A 15,361-nucleotide genomic window follows, 5' to 3' on the forward strand; every position below is an offset into this window, starting at 1 on the left:
CGCCGGCGCCGCGCGGCCTGCCCCAGATCGAGGTCACCTTCGACATCGACGCCAACGGCATCATGCACGTCGGCGCCAAGGACCTCGGCACCGGCAAGGAGCAGCGGATGACCGTCACCGGTGGCTCCGCGCTGCCGAAGGACGACATCGAGCGCATGATGCGCGAGGCCGAGCAGTACGCCGAGGACGACCACAAGCGCCGCGAGGCCGTGGAGACCCGCAACTCCGCCGAGCAGCTCGTCTACTCGACCGAGAAGTTCATCGCGGACAACGCCGAGAAGCTGCCGGCCGAGGTCAAGACCGAGGTCGAGACCGCCATCGGCGAGCTCAAGGAGGCCCTGAAGGGCGAGGACATCGCGAAGATCCGCGAGGCCTCGGAGAAGGTCTCCACCACCGCCCAGAAGCTCGGCCAGGCGCTCTACGCCAACGCCGACGCCGCCGGTGCCGCCCCGGCCGGTGACGCCGCCGGTGCCACCGGTGCCAAGGACGACGACGTCGTCGACGCCGAGATCGTGGACGACGAGAAGCCCAAGGGCGGTGCGGCATGACGGACAAGCCGCAGGGCGGCAAGCCCGGCGACGACTCCGCCGCCGAGGAGGCCGTGATCAAGGCGGCCGAGGAGGCCGCCGCCGGTGGTGCCGACGCGGCCTCGTCCTCCGAGGAGCTGGCCGCGGCCAAGCGCGAGGCCGCCGAGCGCACCGCCGACCTCCAGCGCCTGCAGGCCGAGTACCAGAACTACCGCAAGCGGGTCGAGCGCGACCGGCTGACCGTCCGCGAGATCGCGGTCTCCAACATCCTGGAGTCCCTGATCCCGGTGCTGGACGACATCGGCCGCGCCCGCGAGCACGGCGAGGTCACCGGCGGCTTCAAGTCCGTCGCCGAGTCCCTGGAGACGGTCGTCGCCAAGCTGGGCCTCCAGCAGTTCGGCAAGGAGGGCGAGCCCTTCGACCCGACCATGCACGAGGCGCTGATGCACAGCTACTCCTCGGACGTCACCGAGGACACCTGTGTGCAGATCCTCCAGCCCGGCTACCGGATCGGCGAGCGGATCATCCGCCCGGCGATGGTCGCCGTCGCGGAGCCCCAGCCGGGCACCCAGACCGCGGGCTCCCCGGACACCGCCGACCAGGCCAAGTCCGGCGACGCGGACAAGACCGACGGTGGCTCGGACAGCTGACCACCCGTGACAGCTGACAACCAGTGCGCTGCGGAGTCGTACGCCGGCAACAACACCGGCCGGCTCCGCAGCGCGCTGTCAGCAGCCCCTTCCGGCCGGGCTGTTGACAGCGCAGTGACGATGGACATCGGGAGGTGGCGGGAGCCGTGAGTGGCAAGGACTACGTGGAAAAGGACTACTACAAGGTCCTCGGCGTGCCCAAGGACGCCACTGCCACCGAGATCAAGAAGACGTACCGCAAGCTCGCGCGCGAGTTCCACCCCGACGCGAACAAGGGCGACGCCAAGGCCGAGGAACGCTTCAAGGACATCTCCGAGGCGTACGACGTCCTCTCCGACGAGAAGCGCCGCAAGGAGTACGACGAGGCCCGCAGCCTCTTCGCCAACGGCGGCTTCCGGGCCGGTGGCCCCGGCGCCGGCAACTACAGCTTCGACTTCGGTGACCTGTTCAGCGGCAGCCAGGGCGGCGGCGGGGGCGGCGGCCTCGGCGACGTCTTCGGCGGCCTCTTCAACCGCACCGGCACCCGGCAGGCCCAGCCCCGGCGCGGCGCCGACGTCGAGACCGAGGTGACGCTCTCCTTCGAGGAGGCCGTCGACGGCGCGACCGTCCCGCTGCGGATGACCAGCCAGGCCCCCTGCCGCAGCTGCAACGGCACCGGCGCCAAGTCCGGCACCACCCCGCGGGTCTGCCCGACCTGCGTCGGCGCCGGCACCGTCAGCCGCGGCCAGGGCGCGTTCGCGCTCTCCGAGCCCTGCAAGGACTGTCGCGGCCGCGGCATGATCGTCGACGACCCCTGCACCGACTGCCACGGCAGCGGCCGGGCCAGCTCCGCCCGCACCATGCAGGTCCGCATCCCGGCCGGCGTCCAGGACGCCCAGCGCATCCGGCTCAAGGGCAAGGGCGCCCAGGGCGAACGCGGCGGCCAGCCCGGCGACCTCTACGTCACCGTGCACGTCGACCCGCACCCCGTCTTCGGGCGCAAGGGCGACAACCTCACCGTCACCGTCCCGGTCACCTTCCCCGAAGCGGCCCTCGGCGGCACCATCGAGGTGCCCACGCTCAACGGCCCCGCCGTCAAGCTCAAGCTGCCCCCGGGCAGCGCCAACGGCCTCACCATGCGCGCCCGCGGCAAGGGCGCCACCCGCAAGGACGGCACCCGCGGCGACCTCCTCGTCACCGTCGAGGTCGTGGTGCCCCAGCACGTCACCGGCGACGCGCTGAACGCCCTGGAGCAGTACCGCGAGGCCACCGCCTCCGACGACCCGCGAGCCGCCCTCTTCCGGGCGGCGAAGGGAGCGTGACGACCAGATGTCCCCGATGAATCCGATGAACCCGGACGGCTCCGGCGGCGTCGGCGGCCCGATCGGCCCCGGCATCGGCGAGGGCCTGCCCGGCGACGGCCGCCGCCCCCGGCGCCCCTCGGCCCCGCCGCAGTACGTCCTCACCGAGGACACCCCGGTGTACGTCATCTCCGTCGCCGCCGAGCTCTCCGGCCTGCACCCGCAGACCCTGCGCCAGTACGACCGCCTCGGCCTGGTCAGCCCCGACCGCACCGCCGGCCGAGGCCGCCGCTACTCCGCCCGCGACATCCAGCAGTTGCGCGAGGTCCAGCGGCTCTCCCAGGACGAGGGCATCAACCTGGCCGGCATCAAGCGGATCATCGAACTGGAGAACCAGGTCGCCGCCCTCCAGTCCCGGATCACCGAACTGGTCGACTCCCTCGAAGGCGCCGCCACCGCCCTCCAGCAACGCGAAGCCGCCGTGCACGCCTCCTACCGCCGCGACCTCGTTCCCTACCAGCCCCCCACCCCCCAATCCAGCGCCCTGGTGGTCTGGCGCCCCAAGCGCTGACTTGTCCATTGCACAATCACCACGGCCGCCGGCTCCTCCTGTTCGGGGGGTGCCGGCGGCTCCGTTCCGGGTGAGAGAGTTCAGCCACATGTCCTCGTCCAGCGACTCACCAGGTCTGGCATGCTGAACCGTGATTCAGCGTCGGCACTGCTGGGACGCAGGCATCACGGTAACGGCAAGGAGCCGCAGGTGAGTGAACGAGAGCAGCCCATTGCCGCCGGCTTGACCGTCCTCTCGGCCGAAGCGCGAGCGCTCTATCTGGCCGTCATCCGACGGGACGGTCACCTGCCGCTGGGCTCCGATCTCGATCAGACCGATTCTGCACGGGACGAGTTGGTGAGGATTGGCCTTCTCATACCCGACACCGACGATCCCGACGTTTTCATAGCCGCCGATCCCACTCAACTCTCGGCCAGCCTCAGCCATTCCTGGCAGCGTCAGGCGCTGGAGCTTCTGTCGCGCGCGGTATCCCTCCCTTCCGAACTGCAGGAGCTCGCGCAGGAATTCCACGCTCCGAAACAGGAGGGAGGGTCGATCGAGTATGTGCGAGGAAAGGCTCTTATTCATCAGCGGGTACAGCAGTGCCGGTCGTCAGGCATGGAGGAGGCCCTGGCATTGCAACCCGGTGGCCCGCGGCCACCGGACGTCCTCGCCGTAATGATCGAGCAGGATCTGAACACGCTCCGCAGCGGCACAAGGATGCGGACGATCTACCACGCCAGCACCCGCTACCACCAGCCGACGCGGGATTATGTGGCCAGACTTGCCCAGGCCGGAGGCCAGTACCGGACCCTCGACGAGCCTTACACGCGGCTCATAGTGATGGACCGACGCGTGGCCGTGATCCCGATCGTCGACGACATGAGCCTCGCGGCCTTCATCTACGATCCCGCAATCATCGGCTACCTCGTCGAGGAGGTGTTCGAGCGGTGCTGGGGTCGCGCGCTGGAATTCGAAGGCGATCGCATAGTGCCGCAGCAGGTGGTGTCCCGCCTGCGCCAAACGATTATTGACCAGATGCTCGAAGGCACCAACCACCGGGTCATCGCACGACGCCTGGGAATCAGCGAGCGAACATTGGCGCGGCATATAGCTGAAATGCGAGACGACTACAAGGTCGACTCGCTCTTCCAGCTCGGATACGTTCTCGGCCGAAAGGCTCAGGAGCCCGCCGACTGAGTCACGGCCCGCTACCGGCGGGCCGGCTCATGCTACGGATCGCCCGGCATACGGCCAGACTCATACGACCGGGTTCAGGTCCAGGCAAGGTCATCCGCAAGGGTCTTGGCAGCCGCGGGGGCAGCTGTCACGTGAGAGTCGGCGGCATTTGCGAGAGAGCCGCCACCAAGAACAGCAGCCGCGACGGCCAACGAGAGCACAACCTTGCGGACAAATCGACGCATGTTAGGCATGCCTCCACTCCCTCCCTCGGGAATCGCCACTAGAAGTGTCAAGCAGGATAACGGGACACATAGTGCCGCACGAGAGGGAGGCTGTCACCTGACCCGGTGTGTGGGATGTGCGTCATCTCCCTGCCAGTCATCCAGATGACACAGGCCAACCCTGGACGCGACGCCACCCCGCGATGGACGATCAGTTCGCTCCCGATGGTCCGACAGGGCACCACACCTGCCAATGTACCGTCAAATGTTAAGCCGGTTCGTCAGCAACATCCCTTCTTAGAGCAGCCAACAACCAACGCATCGCCGACGCTCACTCCCCCGGTCGGCCTTCCCCCGGAGTCGACATGACCGAGCCCTACCTGCGTCACCATGACAGCCAGGCCCCCGAGGGCCGGCGTGCACGTGTGTTTCTGGCCGCGCCGTTGATGCGGCTGACCGGGCCGGCGGACAGTGTGGTGACGCTCGCCAGCCGGACGCGGCTGACGACGCTTCGCACCACGCTGCTGCGCAGCGGTGCCGCCGTGTACAGCGCGCACCACAGCGATGCCTGGACCGTCGCCGGGCGGGCGCCGGAGCCGCGGGTTCCGTCCGACTTCCGGGCGTTGCAGTCCGCCGACCTGGTGTTCGCCTACGTCGGGGCGCCGCTGTCGGCCGGGGTGAGCCTGGAGTTGGGGTGGGCGTCGGCGCTGCGGAAGCCGATCGTCCTGCTCGTCGACGAGGCCATCACGCACAACCCGCTGATCGCCACCATCGAGCAGGTCGCCCCCGTCCTGCCGCTGGTCTTCGACGACACCTGGTCGCAGGAGGCCCTCAACCACACCGTGGAGACCGCACTCGACTGGGCCGGCATGGCGCTGTCGCTGCGCGAGGGTTTCTGGACCGCCCCCGGTGAGCAGTTCAACGTCCCCCGACAGCAGCCCCCCGTCGCCGGCCGCGCCGGGTTCTGGCCGACCGGTGCCGCCACCGGCTGAGCAGCGGTCAGTCGTCACCGGATTCCCCCGTCCCGGCGCCCGCACCGGCCGGCCCACGCGAGTGGCGATCGCCCGCTGCGTGAGCCCTTGCGCCAGCAGGCGTCCGACGTGGTCGTGGACGGCCGGGTCGGTGGAGCCGGCCGCCAGGGCCGCCCAGTTCACGCCCTCGGCCTGCTGCCACTGCTGCTCGAACACCCCGATCTGCTGCCGGATCACGGCGAGGTGGAGCTCGCGGGCGGCGGCGTCCGGGAGGGCGACGGCCAGCAGGTCGGACGGGGTGGTGCGGGGCTCAGGCATCGCGGGCTCCTCGCATCTGCCAGCCGAGTTGGAAGAGGGTTTCGGCGTCGTACCGCTCCCGCAGGCGGGCGATGTGGGCGGCCACGGTGCGTTCGCTCAGGCCCAGGCGGGTGGCGATCGTTCGTTGGGTGAGGCCTTTCGCCAGGAGGCGTCCGATCTGGTCGTGGATGGTCTGCTCAGTGGAACGGGCGCCGAGCTCCACCCAGTTCACGCCTTCGGCGAGTTCCCAGTAGCGCTGGAAGACCTCGGTCAGGAAGGCGACCGTGGCCGAGTCCTCGACGAAGGCGGCGCTGCTGGAGTCCGCTGCCGCCGGGATGACCGCGATCGTACGGTCGAAGATCATCATGTGGGAGAACGGGAACGGCAGGACGCGGATGGCACAGCCGACGGCTGTCATCCTGGCCGCGAGCTCGACCGTGGGGCCGTCGAGCTTGGCGGACGCCTCGTAGAGCGTGCGCATCACTCCGCCGTTGGCCGTGAAGCGGCGGGCGTGCTCGAAGATGTCGTCGACGGCGGCGGCCGGGCGGGCGCCGCCCGGCTGGGCGGTCAGGGCCTCCTGGTGGAACTCCTCGGTAAGTTGGGAGATCCGGTGCCGGATGTTCTGCTTGCCCTCGACGATGCTGGTGGTGCCGGTGCGGTCGTGGCGCCGGGGGGCGGTGTCGTAGGCGGCGGTGAGGTCACCGAGGAGGTCGGGCAGCGCCTCGGCCTGCATCAGCAGCCGGGTGCCGGCCGACCGCAGGTCGGCGCCGATGCGGGCGGTGACCGAGCGCGGGTTGACCGCGCTCAGGAAGCCTTCCGACAGGTAGGGCTTCAGCAGACCGAGGTCGAGCAAAGACTGGACCGCCTCCGCGTCCTCGGCCGGGATCTCCGCCGTGCGGATGCGGCCCCCCTCGCGCAGGATCGCCCGGTAGAGCTCGCGGGCGGCGGGGTCGGGGAGGGGAGTGGTGGGGCCGGGTTCATCGGTCATCGCGGGCGCCTCGCATCAGCCAGCCGAGCTGGAAGAGGGTCTGGGCGCCGTAGCGGTCGCGCAGGCGGGCGATGTGGGCGGCGACGGTGCGTTCGCTGAGGCCGAGGCGGGTGGCGACGGCGCGTTGGGTGAGGCCGCGGGCGAGCAGGCGGCCGACCCGGTCGGGGGCGCTGCGGGTGGGGCCGGCGCCGAGGGCGGCGGCGGCTTCGGTGGTGTCGGCGCGGGCCCAGTCGCGTTCGAAGGCGGCGACCAGGTAGGTGATGGCGGCGGGGTCGGTGATGAAGGCGGCGGTGCTGTTGTCGTCGTTGGCGGAGATCACGGCGACGCTGCGGTCGAAGACGATGAGCCGCTGGAACGGTTCGTCGAGGACGCGGATGTGGGAGCCGTACCGGGTGACCTCCGCGGCGTAGGCGAGGGCGGGGGCGTCGGCGAGGGCGACGGGCTGGTAGATGGTGCGCAGGGAGCAGCCGCGCTGGAGGAGTTGGATGTCCTGGGGCAGGGCCATCTGGAGGGCGTCGGCGGGGCGGTGGCCGGGTTGGGCGGTGAGAACCTCGGTGCGGCAGTCGGAGACGAGCTGGGAGATCCGCAGCCGGATGTGGACCTGGCCCTCGACGTAGACGGCGCCGCCGGGGCCGCCGGAGGGGCGGGGCATGGCGTCGTAGGCGCGGGTGAGGCCGTCGAGGGCGCCCGGGAGGCTCTCCGCGCGGACCAGCAACCGGGTGGCCTCGCTGCGGAGTTCGGCGCCGAGGCGGTCGCTGACGGAGCGCGGGCTGACGGCGGTGTAGCAGTGGTCCATCGGGTTGGCCATCAGCAGGCCGATGTCGATGAGCTGCTGGAGCGCGCCCTGGTCGATCGCGTGCAGGTCGGTGAACGGGATGCGGCCGCCGCCGGCCAGGATGTCGAGGTACAGCTGCCGGGCCGACTCGTCGGGTTCCTCGCCCGCGGGCTGTGCCTGGTGCGGCGCGACCGCCGGTTCCGCCGTCACGTCGAAACTCTCCCTGCCGGACGCCTCTCCGATGTTCCCGGCCCGGTGATCATGGGGCCTGGCGGCCACGCTACCGGGCGGCCGGCGGGCCCCCGGGGCCGGGTGCCGTCGCACTCCGGGAGGTCCGGGGGCCGCCGTCGCCACGCCAGTGTCGGGCGCTTCCGGCGAGGCGGAGCAGCAACGCCTCGCCGGATCCGGTCCCGGGGGCCATCACCACACATGGCGCCCCGGCCGGCGCTCTTCCCCCCCGTTCCGCAGGTGCGGGACGTTGCACCTGCGGCCAGTTCCGAAGAGCAAGTCGCCATCATCGGGCTGCGGTTGCCCGGACGGCCTGGCGTGATTCCACCCTCACAGTGTGACGGCCGGTGAACAAGTGCCACCCGAGTGCATGTTCGCGCAATTGCAGTTATCTGCACCGCGTGGCGGGCGTGGCGAACCGGGCGGCGGCCCGGATTCCGGTAAAGGACGAGGCCAGCGGGGTGGGCGGGGGGTGGTGGATCATACGAGTGGTTGGCGGTACACGATCAGGCGGGGTCTGCGGGTTCCTGCAACCGCGCCGCCCCGGCGGGCCCCCCTCAGCGGGCGAGCAGCCGGCCGCGGGCCAGCCCGGCCGCGGTGCCGCCGGCGGCCAGCACCCAGGCGAGGGCCAGCAGCAGGTAGAGCCCGGTGGCCAGGGCGGTGAAGCCGCCGAACCCGGTGTGCCGGGCGAGCGCGGAGGCGCCGGTGACGCAGGTGCCGATCGGGAAGGTGTACGCCCACCAGGTCATCGCGAACGGCATGCCGGCCCGGCGGGCGCGCAGGTTGGCGGCGAGGGCGACGGCCAGCCAGAGCAGCGCGACGCCGATCACGGCCACGCCGTACAGCTCGGCGAGGGAGAGCATCGCGTGGGCCAGACCGGGCAGGACCGGGCGGGCGGCGTCGGCGAGCTGGTGCAGGGCGGTGACGGACGTGCCGAGCGGGCCGAGCACCAGGAACAGGGTCGGGGTGAGCGCCAGGGCCCGCAGCCGGGTGTGGAACAGCCCGGTGAACACCACCGGCAGCACCACCAGGGTGGCCAGCAGACCGACTCCCAGCAGCGCCCAGCAGCCGTACAGCATGGCCTGCTGGGCCGCGCCGGCCGGCAGGTGCGGGACGAGGGCGGGGCCGGTGGCGGAGGCCACCAGCGGGGCGACCACCGGCAGCAGCCAGGTCGGGTTGGCCTCCAGGGCGGACACCGGGTGCCGGGTGATCATCAGGTACGGGATGCCGGCGGCCACGGCCAGCGCGTACAGGGTGCCGGCGCCCCACAGCACGGCGGCCAGGACCACCGCCGGGCCGTCGCCGAGCAGCCGGGAGCCGAGCAGCAGGGTGCCGAGCGAGACGGAGAGCAGCGCCATCGGCGGACAGCCGTAGAAGACCGCGGTGGCCGGGTCGTCCAGCAGGTGGGCGCGGGCGGCGTCCCGGTGCCGGGTGAGGTGGCGCACCCGAGCCGCGCCGAGGACGAGCAGGGCGGCCAGCGTGAGCGCCCACATCACCTCGCCGAACGCGGTCAGCCCCGGCGGGCGGACCGGCAGGACGGCCGCGCCGTTGCCCAGGATCGCGGTGCCCATCACGACGGCGTACCAGTTGGGGCCGAGCTGGGACAGGTCGAGGCGGGTGGGCAGCGACGAGGGACGGGCGAGCGGGCGGACATCGGCCAAGGTGGACATGGTTCCACCGTCGTGCCCCGGGCCGGCCGCCGGTAGCGCCGCGGATTCTATGAGGACATAGCCTGAACCTATGACCCTCTCCCCACGCGTCCCCGAACTCGGCGCCCTGGAACTGCTGCTCGCGGTGGCCCGGCTGGGCAGCGTCGGACGGGCCGCGGCCGAGTTGGGCGTCAGCCAGCCGACGGCCAGCGCCCGGATCAAGGGCATGGAGCGGCAGATCGGCGTCCCGCTGCTGGAGCGTTCGCCGCGCGGTTCGCGGCCGACCGAGGCGGGGCGGATGGTGGTCGAGTGGGCCCGGCACGTGCTGGAGGCGGCGCAGGCGCTGGACGCCGGGATCGAGGCGCTGCGCGAGCGGCGGGACGCCAAGCTGACGGTGATCGCCAGTCTGACCGTCGCCGAGTACCTGATGCCGGGCTGGCTGCTGGCGCTGGCCGAGGCCAGCCCGGGGACGGCGGTGACGCTGCGGACGGCGAACTCGGCCGACGTCGCCGGGCACGTGCTGGCGGGGGACGCCGACCTCGGCTTCGTCGAGGGCCCGTCCACCCCGTCCGGACTGGCCGGGGCGGTGGTGGCGACCGACCGGCTGGTGGTCGTGGTGGCGCCCGGCCACCCGTGGGCCCGCCGCCGCGCCCCGCTGACCGGGCCCGAGCTGGCGGCCACCCCGCTGGTGCTGCGCGAGCCCGGCTCGGGCACCCGGGAGGTGCTGGAGGCGGCGCTGGCGCCGTACGGGGGCCCGGCCCGGCCGCGGATGGAGCTGGCCTCGTCCACCGCGCTGAAGGCGGCGGCGATGACAGGCGCCGGGCCGGTCTGCCTGAGCGAGCTGGCGGTGACGGAGGAGCTGTCGACCCGGCGGCTGGTCGCGGTGCCGCTGGTGGAGGAGTTGGACCTGCGGCGGCCGATGCGCGCGGTGTGGCCGGCCGGGCACCGACCGGGCGGGCCGGCCCGGGAGCTGCTGGTGCTGACCCGCCGGACGTCCCGGCCGGCGGCCCGGACACCCCGGGCGTCGGCACGGTCGTCCGGGCCGGTCCGGCCAAAAACCGAAAGTTGAGCGGAATAGACTCAACTTAGTGCATGCTGTAGGTAGCAGTACTGAAGGACGACGAGGGAGGCCCCCAGCAGTGGACGCCAGCAAGTTCACCACCAAGACGCAGGACGCCCTGTCCGCCGCGATCCGGCAGGCGGGCGCGGCCGGAAACCCGGACGTCAAGCCGGTGCACATCCTGACGGCCCTGCTGGAGCAGCCCGAGGGCATCGCCCGGCCCCTCCTGGAGGCGGTCGGCGCGGACGTGTCGCGGATCGACTCCGAGGCCCGCCGCCAGCAGGCCGCGCTGCCCAGCGCCATGGGCTCGACGGTCGCCGCGCCGCAGCTCGCCCGGGACACCCTCGCGGTGCTCACCGAGGCCGGCCGCCGCGCCGACGACCTGGACGACCAGTACGTCTCCACCGAGCACCTGATGGTCGGCCTGGCCGCCGAGGGCGGCGCGGTCGCCGAGCTGCTGGTGCAGCAGGGCGCCACGCCGAAGGCGCTGCTCGCCGCGTTCAAGGACGTGCGGGGCAGCGGCCGGGTCACCTCGCCGGATCCGGAGGGCACCTACAAGGCGCTGGAGAAGTACGGCACCGACCTGACCCAGGCCGCCCGGGACGGCAAGCTCGACCCGGTGATCGGCCGGGACCAGGAGATCCGCCGGGTGGTCCAGGTGCTGTCCCGCCGGACCAAGAACAACCCGGTGCTGATCGGCGAGCCCGGTGTCGGCAAGACCGCCGTGGTCGAGGGCCTGGCGCAGCGCATCGTGGCCGGTGACGTCCCGGAGTCGCTGCGCGGCAAGCGGCTGGTCGCGCTGGACCTCGGCGCGATGGTCGCCGGCGCCAAGTACCGCGGCGAGTTCGAGGAGCGGCTGAAGGCCGTCCTGAACGACATCAAGCAGAGCGACGGCCAGGTCGTCACCTTCATCGACGAGCTGCACACCATGGTCGGCGCGGGCGCCGGCGGGGACTCCGCGATGGACGCCGGCAACATGCTCAAGCCGATGCTGGCCCGCGGCGAGCTGCGGATGGTCGGCGCCACCACGCTGGACGAGTACCGCGAGCGGATCGAGAAGGACCCGGCGCTGGAGCGCCGCTTCCAGCAGGTGCTGGTCGGCGAGCCCAGCGTGGAGGACTCGATCGCGATCCTGCGCGGGCTCAAGGGCCGGTACGAGGCGCACCACAAGGTGCAGATCTCGGACGCCGCGCTGGTCGCCGCCGCCACCCTGTCCAACCGCTACATCACCTCCCGCTACCTGCCCGACAAGGCGATCGACCTGGTCGACGAGGCGGCCTCCCGGCTGCGGATGGAGATCGACTCCTCCCCGGTCGAGATCGACGAACTCCAGCGCTCCGTCGACCGGTTGCGGATGGAGGAGCTGGCCCTGGAGAAGGAGTCGGACCCGGCCTCGATCGACCGGCTGGCCCGGCTGCGGCGCGATCTCGCCGACAAGAACGAGCAGTTGAGCGTGCTGACCGCGCGCTGGGAGCAGGAGAAGAAGAGCCTCAACCGGGTCGGCGAGCTCAAGGAGCGGCTGGACGACCTGCACGGCGCCCTCGAACGGGCCCAGCGCGACGGGGACTTCGAGCGCGCGTCCAAGCTGATGTACGCCGAGATCCCGGCCGCCGAGAAGGAGCTCACCGAGGCCCAGGAGCGCGCGGCGACTGCGGACACCGAGTCTGGGTCCGCCTCCGCCCCGATGGTCAAGGAGGAGGTCGGCCCGGACGACGTGGCCGACGTGGTCGCCTCCTGGACGGGCATCCCGGCCGGCCGGCTGATGGAGGGCGAGAGCGCCAAACTCCTGCGCATGGAGGAGGAGTTGGGCAAGCGCCTGATCGGCCAGGCGGAGGCCGTGCGGGCGGTCTCGGACGCGGTGCGGCGCACCCGCTCCGGCATCGCCGACCCGGACCGGCCGACCGGCTCGTTCCTCTTCCTCGGCCCGACCGGCGTCGGCAAGACCGAACTCGCCAAGGCGCTGGCCGACTTCCTGTTCGACGACGAGCGGGCGATGGTCCGGATCGACATGAGCGAGTACGGCGAGAAGCACTCCGTCTCCCGCCTGGTCGGTGCCCCGCCCGGGTACGTCGGCTACGAGGAGGGCGGCCAGCTCACCGAGGCGGTCCGCCGCCGCCCGTACAGCGTGGTGCTGCTGGACGAGGTGGAGAAGGCCCACCCAGAGGTCTTCGACGTGCTGCTCCAGGTGCTGGACGACGGCCGGCTCACCGACGGGCAGGGCCGCACGGTGGACTTCCGCAACGCGATCCTGATCCTCACCTCCAACCTGGGCAGCCAGTTCCTGGTGGACCCGACCACCCCGGAGGAGCGGAAGAAGGACCTCGTCCTGGAGTCCGTCCGGGCCGCGTTCAAGCCGGAGTTCCTCAACCGGCTGGACGACATCGTGGTCTTCGAGCCGCTGGGCACCGGCGAGCTGAGCCGGATCGTCGACCTCCAGGTGGCCCGTCTCGGCGAGCGGCTGCGCGAGCGGCGGCTCACCCTGGACGTCTCCGAGGCCGCGCGCGACTGGCTGGCCCTCACCGGCTACGACCCGGCGTACGGCGCCCGTCCGCTGCGGCGGCTGGTGCAGTCCGCGATCGGGGACCAGCTGGCCCGGGCGATCCTGTCCGGCCAGGTGCACGACGGGGACACCGTCCTGGTCGACCGGGACGAGGAGGGCGACCGCCTCGCGATCCGCTCGCGCGGGCCGCTGGAGAAGTGACGCCGGTGCGGCGCCGTCCGGCCTCCTCCCGGGGGCCGGACGGCGCCGCGGCGCTCAGGCCGCGGCGTTCAGGCTGCGGCGCTCAGGCTGCGGCGCTCAGGCCTCGGCGACGATCCGGGCCAGCTGCGCCTGGTACTCCTGGTAGCGCTTGCGGTACTCCGCGAGGCCCTGCTCGTTCGCCGCGACCAGCTGCTTCTGGTACCCGGCCAGCGCGGTGAACCAGATGCCCGCCAGGTTGGTGCTGGTGGTGCAGGCGGCGTCCGCCCTGGCCGCCGCCAGCTCCTCGGGGCCGGGGTCGGGCGTCGTCCCGGCCGTGGCCCGGTAGCGGTCCACCAGCCCGGACGGCGTGACGTCCGGGAATCCGGCCCCGGCCATGCAGCCGGTCCACGCCTGCCCGGCGTCACGCACCCGGGTGTCCTTGTCCAGGGCGGCCTGCGCCTCCCCGAACAGTCGGCCGACCAGCTCGGACCCGCCCTGGTCGGGCGGCGCGAGCCGGGCCGCGGTGCTCCGCACGCACTCCTGGAGGGCGGACTCCTCCGCCCCGGTGACCACCCGGCGCGGCGGCGGGACCGCGACCGGCTTCGGCCCGTGGAAGCCGCGGACCGCCGCCACGCTCTCCGGCAGGTACCCGAACGCCCCGGCCGGCATCGCGGTGGTGTTGTCCACCGGGCCGCGCGAACCGACCGCCTCCTCCTGGGTGAACGCCGCGTACCCGGCGGTGTGCATGCACTTGGCGACCAGGACCCGCGTCGCCCCCTCCCGGACGTCCCCGGCCTGGCCGCCGGACCCGCCCGACCCGAGGGCGGAGAGCGGGAGCCCGAGCATCCCGTCCCGGCCGGTCGGCGGCGCGGTGGCGCCCTCCAGCGGCGGTGGGGTCAGCTTCACCGCCGGCGCAGCGCCGGACCCGGATCCGCTCCCGGAGTCGCAGCCGGTCAGCCCGGCCAGTCCGGCCAGCACCCCGGCGCACAGCAACGCCACTGTGGTGTACCGCAGTTGAAACCTCACTCGATCGCTCCCCTCCGACGCAGCCGACGCGCCCGGTCCCGCCAGGTGCGCGCCAGCCGGTGCAGCTCGGCCCCCTGGGCCTCCGGCAGGTTCCAGGTCTGGGTGAGCAGCCGGAGCGTGGAGACCCGTGGGCAGGACACGCCCTGCTCCAGGTCGCGGATCGACCGCACGCTCAGCCCCGACGCCTCGCCCAACGCCTCCTGCGTCATCCCCCGGTCCAGCCGGATGCTCCGCAGCAGCGCCCCGAGCGACGCGCCCTCCCCCGTGACAGGCCTGTCCACCTCAGCCCCCTCTTCGCTCAACAGAACCTCAACTCGCCCTCGTGAAACAGGATTTGCCCGAGGCGAGTTCCGTCGCACGCTAACCGCATCCGGCCCGCACGGCAGCCGAACCCGCAGGCCGGGAGCGTGACGTGGCTCACGCACCGCCGGGCGGCCCGACGGACCGCGCGGCGACCCGGACACCCTCCGTGACCACCGTTCCTCCGGGCGGCGTGAGCGGGAGCGTGAGCGGGAGCGCGAGGGGCCCCGAAAAGGGGCGAATCGAAGATCGACGCACGGCCGGGTGCCCCTGTGAGCGGCGGCCCGAATGAGGCAGGATGGGAGGTGGAAAGGGCGGCCTCTCATTGCCGGCCACCACGTGCACTGAGGAAGAGGACCCCCATGAGCATCGACCCGTCGTCCATCCCGTCGTTCGGCGTGCCCCAGGGCGGCCAGCCCGGTGGTCAGCCCGGCGGCCAGGGGCGTCCGGCCGGCCCGCCGCCGATCATCGTTCCGGACCAGAACCTGGTGGCCCAGCTGCTGGACCAGATGCAGCTCAAGCACGTCGTGGACGAGGAGGGCGACCTCACCGCCCCCTGGGAGGGCTTCCGCGTCTACTACATGTTCCGCGGCGAGCAGAAGGAGCTCTTCGCGGTGCGCGCCTTCTACGACCGCTCGTACCCGCTGGAGCAGAAGGGCGAGATCCTCGACCTGATCGACGAGTGGAACCGCGAGACCCTCTGGCCCAAGGTCTACACCCACACCCACGAGGACGGCGTGGTCCGCCTGATCGGCGAGGCCCAGATGATCGTCGGCACCGGCGTCAACCTGGACTACTTCGTCACCACCACGGCCAACTGGACCCAGGCCGCGGTCGGCTTCGAGCAGTGGATCGTCGAGCGCCTCGGCCTGCAGAAGGACATCGAGGGCGAGGAGGGCGACGGCGAGGCCCCCGAGGGCACCGACGAGGCCTGATCCCGCCCCCACCCGCGGTACGGCGACGGCCCGACCACCGGC

General features: G+C 72.3%; 14 protein-coding genes. 9 read left to right on the forward strand and 5 right to left on the reverse strand.

The window, feature by feature from the left end; all coding sequences use genetic code 11:
* From ABTY15_RS31005 to ABTY15_RS31030, 6 genes are all read left to right on the forward strand, one after another.
* Window positions 1-548, forward strand: a 548-nt coding sequence (locus tag ABTY15_RS31005; protein WP_350602466.1) for an Hsp70 family protein, incomplete at its 5' end; no start/stop codon positions are given.
* Window positions 545-1,177 (forward strand): nucleotide exchange factor GrpE, encoded by a 633-nt coding sequence (grpE, locus tag ABTY15_RS31010; RefSeq protein WP_350602467.1) that lies wholly within the window; start codon window positions 545-547, stop codon window positions 1,175-1,177. The genes ABTY15_RS31005 and grpE, both read left to right, overlap by 4 nt.
* A gap of 146 nt (window positions 1,178-1,323) precedes the next feature.
* Window positions 1,324-2,478: a molecular chaperone DnaJ gene (gene dnaJ, locus ABTY15_RS31015; protein ID WP_350602469.1), complete on the forward strand. Its 1,155-nt coding sequence runs from the start codon at window positions 1,324-1,326 to the stop codon at window positions 2,476-2,478.
* A 25-nt stretch (window positions 2,479-2,503) separates the two neighbouring features.
* Window positions 2,504-3,028 carry a heat shock protein transcriptional repressor HspR gene (locus tag ABTY15_RS31020; protein WP_502893634.1) on the forward strand — a complete coding sequence of 175 codons (525 nt, stop codon included), beginning with the start codon at window positions 2,504-2,506 and terminating at the stop codon, window positions 3,026-3,028.
* Window positions 3,029-3,217: 189 nt separating this feature from the next.
* Window positions 3,218-4,207, forward strand: coding sequence for a helix-turn-helix domain-containing protein (locus ABTY15_RS31025; RefSeq protein ID WP_350602472.1), 990 nt, complete (start codon window positions 3,218-3,220; stop codon window positions 4,205-4,207).
* 568 nt (window positions 4,208-4,775) lie between these two features.
* Window positions 4,776-5,402: a hypothetical protein gene (locus tag ABTY15_RS31030; RefSeq protein WP_350602473.1), complete on the forward strand. Its 627-nt coding sequence runs from the start codon at window positions 4,776-4,778 to the stop codon at window positions 5,400-5,402.
* A gap of 289 nt (window positions 5,403-5,691) precedes the next feature.
* On the opposite strand, the gene ABTY15_RS31035 is transcribed toward ABTY15_RS31030, so the two are convergent.
* From ABTY15_RS31035 to ABTY15_RS31045, 3 genes are all read right to left on the reverse strand, one after another.
* Complete coding sequence (locus tag ABTY15_RS31035) at window positions 5,692-6,666, reverse strand: helix-turn-helix transcriptional regulator (protein ID WP_350602474.1); 975 nt, start codon at window positions 6,664-6,666, stop codon at window positions 5,692-5,694.
* Window positions 6,656-7,651 carry a LuxR C-terminal-related transcriptional regulator gene (locus ABTY15_RS31040; protein ID WP_350602475.1) on the reverse strand — a complete coding sequence of 332 codons (996 nt, stop codon included), beginning with the start codon at window positions 7,649-7,651 and terminating at the stop codon, window positions 6,656-6,658. The genes ABTY15_RS31035 and ABTY15_RS31040 overlap by 11 nt, the downstream gene beginning before the upstream one ends.
* Before the next feature lie 575 nt (window positions 7,652-8,226).
* Window positions 8,227-9,339: an SLAC1 family transporter gene (locus ABTY15_RS31045; RefSeq protein WP_350602476.1), complete on the reverse strand. Its 1,113-nt coding sequence runs from the start codon at window positions 9,337-9,339 to the stop codon at window positions 8,227-8,229.
* A 70-nt stretch (window positions 9,340-9,409) separates the two neighbouring features.
* On the opposite strand from ABTY15_RS31045, the gene ABTY15_RS31050 reads away from it, so the two are divergent.
* Complete coding sequence (locus ABTY15_RS31050; protein WP_350602478.1) at window positions 9,410-10,387, forward strand: LysR family transcriptional regulator; 978 nt, start codon at window positions 9,410-9,412, stop codon at window positions 10,385-10,387.
* Between the two features lie 70 nt (window positions 10,388-10,457).
* The gene (clpB, locus tag ABTY15_RS31055) at window positions 10,458-13,079 is read left to right on the forward strand and encodes an ATP-dependent chaperone ClpB (protein ID WP_350602479.1); all 2,622 of its coding nucleotides are present in this window, start codon (window positions 10,458-10,460) and stop codon (window positions 13,077-13,079) included.
* A gap of 96 nt (window positions 13,080-13,175) precedes the next feature.
* On the opposite strand, the gene ABTY15_RS31060 is transcribed toward clpB, so the two are convergent.
* Window positions 13,176-14,084: a hypothetical protein gene (locus ABTY15_RS31060; RefSeq protein ID WP_350602481.1), complete on the reverse strand. Its 909-nt coding sequence runs from the start codon at window positions 14,082-14,084 to the stop codon at window positions 13,176-13,178.
* Window positions 14,081-14,365: a helix-turn-helix domain-containing protein gene (locus tag ABTY15_RS31065; protein ID WP_350602483.1), complete on the reverse strand. Its 285-nt coding sequence runs from the start codon at window positions 14,363-14,365 to the stop codon at window positions 14,081-14,083. Before ABTY15_RS31065 ends, ABTY15_RS31060 begins: the two co-directional genes overlap by 4 nt.
* Before the next feature lie 381 nt (window positions 14,366-14,746).
* Between ABTY15_RS31065 and ABTY15_RS31070 the strand changes: the two genes are divergently transcribed.
* Window positions 14,747-15,319 carry a type III secretion system chaperone family protein gene (locus tag ABTY15_RS31070; RefSeq protein WP_350602484.1) on the forward strand — a complete coding sequence of 191 codons (573 nt, stop codon included), beginning with the start codon at window positions 14,747-14,749 and terminating at the stop codon, window positions 15,317-15,319.
* Window positions 15,320-15,361 lie beyond the last annotated feature (42 nt).

It is taken from the genome of Kitasatospora sp. NPDC097643, from assembly GCF_040302625.1.
GTDB lineage: Bacteria > Actinomycetota > Actinomycetes > Streptomycetales > Streptomycetaceae > Kitasatospora.

What these genes read in the sequence shown, in the direction of transcription:
- grpE (WP_350602467.1), top strand. Translation starts at nt 545, where the DNA reads ATGACGGACAAGCCGCAGGGCGGCAAGCCCGGCGACGACTCCGCCGCC.
- ABTY15_RS31020 (WP_502893634.1), top strand. Translation starts at nt 2,504, where the DNA reads ATGAACCCGGACGGCTCCGGCGGCGTCGGCGGCCCGATCGGCCCCGGC.
- ABTY15_RS31030 (WP_350602473.1), top strand. Translation starts at nt 4,776, where the DNA reads ATGACCGAGCCCTACCTGCGTCACCATGACAGCCAGGCCCCCGAGGGC.
- ABTY15_RS31035 (WP_350602474.1), bottom strand. Translation starts at nt 6,666, where the DNA reads ATGACCGATGAACCCGGCCCCACCACTCCCCTCCCCGACCCCGCCGCC.
- ABTY15_RS31045 (WP_350602476.1), bottom strand. Translation starts at nt 9,339, where the DNA reads ATGTCCACCTTGGCCGATGTCCGCCCGCTCGCCCGTCCCTCGTCGCTG.
- ABTY15_RS31050 (WP_350602478.1), top strand. Translation starts at nt 9,410, where the DNA reads ATGACCCTCTCCCCACGCGTCCCCGAACTCGGCGCCCTGGAACTGCTG.
- ABTY15_RS31070 (WP_350602484.1), top strand. Translation starts at nt 14,747, where the DNA reads ATGAGCATCGACCCGTCGTCCATCCCGTCGTTCGGCGTGCCCCAGGGC.